Genomic DNA, 503 nt, shown 5'->3' with positions numbered 1-503 from the left:
TGCGTTCAGAATTTAGGAAATAAATTCTGATTAGCTAAAGGAAACACGGTGAGCGGAGCGAACCGATGTTGACTTATCGTAGGGAGAAGAGCGAAGTACACTAGCCGATGGCGCCTGGAGCTAGACATTTCTCGAAGTCCAATGTTATAAATTCTTATATTATAACAATAATTTAGATAAATACTCATCCACTATGAAGCAAAATAAAGGTGTGAATGAGAAGGGGTTATCTTTGTTTCATCCAAGTCAAATAAGCATACAAAGAAGAGGGCATGCCTAAGCTTCCCCTCTTTTTTGTGTGATTTTTTCGTATAGCTTTTATTCAGCGCTCCAAGTGACCACTATTTCAAGCGCCTAGCATCTATAAAATTTAATGGGTAATTTAGCTGGCTTGAATTTGCTAATAACCCCTATTGGTTACCGGCCTCTCTCTTTTTTCACCGTTTCGGTCGTCAATGACCTCTATTGGCTACCGCGCTCTTTATTTTTTCACCATTTCGGTC

This window comes from Neobacillus sp., assembly GCF_031988165.1.
GTDB lineage: Bacteria > Bacillota > Bacilli > Bacillales > Cytobacillaceae > Neobacillus > Neobacillus rhizosphaerae.
This window is presented reverse-complemented; position numbering follows the sequence as displayed.